The 2,868-nt window shown below is 33.6% G+C and carries 4 protein-coding genes and 1 pseudogene; 3 read left to right on the forward strand and 2 right to left on the reverse strand.

All coding sequences use genetic code 11. The features are described 5' to 3' along the window. Positions 1-739: sialidase family protein (locus AB1471_RS16705; RefSeq protein WP_367780893.1), on the reverse strand; the 739-nt coding region annotated here is incomplete at its 3' end. Between the two features lie 101 nt (positions 740-840). On the opposite strand from AB1471_RS16705, the gene AB1471_RS16710 reads away from it, so the two are divergent. The 3 genes from AB1471_RS16710 to AB1471_RS16720 are packed head-to-tail and all read left to right on the forward strand — an operon-like array spanning position 841 to position 2,617. Beyond that, positions 841-1,875 (forward strand): hypothetical protein, encoded by a 1,035-nt coding sequence (locus AB1471_RS16710; RefSeq protein ID WP_367780894.1) that lies wholly within the window; start codon positions 841-843, stop codon positions 1,873-1,875. Positions 1,876-1,901: 26 nt separating this feature from the next. Continuing rightward, on the forward strand, positions 1,902-2,420 hold the full coding sequence (locus AB1471_RS16715) for a hypothetical protein (RefSeq protein ID WP_367780895.1): 519 nt from the start codon (positions 1,902-1,904) through the stop codon (positions 2,418-2,420). Next, positions 2,417-2,617: a hypothetical protein gene (locus tag AB1471_RS16720; protein ID WP_367780896.1), complete on the forward strand. Its 201-nt coding sequence runs from the start codon at positions 2,417-2,419 to the stop codon at positions 2,615-2,617. Before AB1471_RS16715 ends, AB1471_RS16720 begins: the two co-directional genes overlap by 4 nt. A gap of 163 nt (positions 2,618-2,780) precedes the next feature. Here the strand turns inward: AB1471_RS16720 and AB1471_RS16725 are convergent. Further along, positions 2,781-2,868 (reverse strand): annotated as a pseudogene (locus tag AB1471_RS16725) (IS6 family transposase); the annotation flags it as partial.

Genomic DNA, 2,868 nt, shown 5'->3' on the forward strand with positions numbered 1-2,868 from the left:
TCTCATTTATAATGCCTATCTTGTAGTTTAATTCTCCTGTTCCTCTATGCTTGAAATCTCCTTCATTTTCATAGTCCACTACTCCCGTTTCATAAACAGTTAGAATGTAACCGTTATCAAGTTGTTCCATTGAAGGATCAACGCCATTATCGAATAAATGGCTTTCGCTCCACGTCATTTCGCCTTTATCTTCATCAAAATTTCCAACTTGATAGCCAATACCGTAATCCATTCGATCATATAAAGCTTTTTGTGCAGACAATATTACTTTTCCGTTTGAAAGAGTAGTTATACTGGCGTTCCAACTATCTCTAATTAATAGATTGTCTTTACTATACCAATTGATTTTTCCGTCTTTATAACGACCGATGCTGTAGTAAAGATCAATTCTTTCTATCGTACCCGGTCTTCTTAATTCATAAGTTGTTAGAACATCACCGTTACCAAGTATAGTGACAGATGGTTCCTTTCCTATCGCATATTGAATCTGATCATCTGACCACTCAACTCTACCTTTTTTTTCTTCACCTAATTGATAATAAAGAAAATCAGTTGTTTGCCCTTCAACCATACTAATGACAAGACCATTATCTAATTTAGTTATTGACGGATTTTTTCCATAAGAATAAAAATCTGCAACATTTGATTGGATTTCGATTTCATCTTTCGCATAGGATGTTTCAGTAAAAATTGAAACCATCAGTAACAAAGAAAAAAATAATTTAATAAACATTTTCATTTTAATCACACCTTCTTTTTTTATTTGTATTACTTTTTTATTATATTCTCATGTAGCAGTTTCATGGTATTATTTTTTTAAATAACTGTAGGAGGATAAAAATGAAAAGGTTTTCAAAATTAATTATTTATTCAATTATGATGATTTCTATCTTTATTCCAATAGAATCATATGCGGCAACAAATAAGGTGGAATTAGAGTATTTAGACATTAACGAGGTGAATCCCAACCCATATTACTCATGGGGTGATAATCCTGCTGTTACCGTGCTTGATAATGGATTGATTTTATCTGTTAGTGACTATAAAGGTGATCTTACTTATACACTAGGAGAATATTACAACGGGAAAGTCTATTGGAAATTTCCAGAAGCATATGACACAGGAAAAAAACCATCTATTACTACTTTAGATAATGGAGATGTAATGGAAGTTCATCAAGGAAACGGTTTTATGTCTGGTCTTTTTTACAATTTAGGTCGTTATGATGAAAATAACAACATTGATTGGTACAGTGTAGGTAATCTATTAAACCCTTTATATGGTGGTGAATCCTCTATAGAGAGCGTAGATGGTACACAAGTAATTGCTTTTCAAAATCCATACAACGAAATTGAGTATATTATGGGTGTTTATGAAGATAGAGATTTTCAAGTAAAGAGTGAAGGACATGGAGGTCTTAGTTATTTTTCAGTCACTCCTAATATCACTAAAGTTGACAATAAAATAATAGATTTCCATAAAAGTTATTGGAATGATGGTCTGTGGTATACCTTTGCAGGTATTAACCACGATTATTTCAATTTATCTCCAAGAGATAGTGTGAAATTCGATGATCATGGAAAAGACCCAGTTGGGTTGCAATTAGATAATGGCATCATTTTGACCATGTTTGAAGGAACACGGGGAGGGAATAGCCCTACTTGGTATCGAACTGGCGAGTTGGAAGATGACACAATTAGATGGACATCAAGTACATTTGCTCAATTTGATGGAACAGATAATGACGTGGTTCAATTGAAGAACGGTTATCTATTAAACGTACACAAAGACCCGAATGGCCCATCTTTAAGATATGTAATAGGAACATGGGATGAGGAAGCGAATCGTGTGTGGTGGTGGATAAACGGATTGTAAATAAAAAATAGAAAGGGAATGAAAAAATGAAGACGATTTCAAAATTGATCATTTCTTTATTTATGATGATTTCTATCTTTAATCCAATTGAATCACATGCTGCAACAAATAAGATAAAATTAGAGTATCTAGACATTAATGAAGTAGATCCAAAACCTTATTATTCATGGGGAGATAATCCTTCCGTTACGGTACTAGATAATGGACTGGTTCTATCAGTAAGCGATTACCTCGGAGACCTTACTTATACACTTGGAGAATACTACAATGGGGAAGTATATTGGACATTTCCAGTAGCATACGATACTGGTACAGATCCATCAGTTATAACATTAGATGATGGAGAGTTATTGGAAATCCATTTTGATCCTAGAGGTGTAGATAATATATATTATAATTTAGGACGATATGAAAATGGTAAAATTAATTGGTATAGCATAGGTAATAAGATCGTCGATACAGTACAAGCAAGAGACGATAATATAACCGTAACACAATCGGATGAACTTGGTATCGAACTGGTGAGGTTGCCTGTAGTTCAGTGATAAAAGAATGTGATGACATTAAATGGACATCTAGTACGTTTACCCAATTTAATGGTACAGATAATGCTGTTATTCAATTACAGAATGGATATCTGTTAAACGTACATAAAGATCCTAATGGTCCTTCTTTACGATACGTTATAGGAACATGGGACGAGGAAGCTGATCGTGTATGGTGGTGGACAAATGGATTGTAAATTGAAAAATGGAGGAATTAAATTGAAAACGATTTATACATTGATACTCTCTTTAACGATGATAATGTTTGTCTTCACTCCAATTGAATCGTATGCTGAAACAGAAAATATAGAATTGGAGTATCTAGACATTAATGAAGTGAATCCAAATCCATATTATGCGTTCTTTTAACTCTTGAATGGCCACAGGATAAGCTGGATTCTTATCTACAGTGATCACACGAGGTTCACAAACATGAGAAGCAGCCAAG

Origin of the sequence: Jeotgalibacillus marinus (assembly GCF_040801915.1) — a bacterium.
Classification (GTDB): Bacteria; Bacillota; Bacilli; order Bacillales; family Jeotgalibacillaceae; genus Jeotgalibacillus; species Jeotgalibacillus marinus.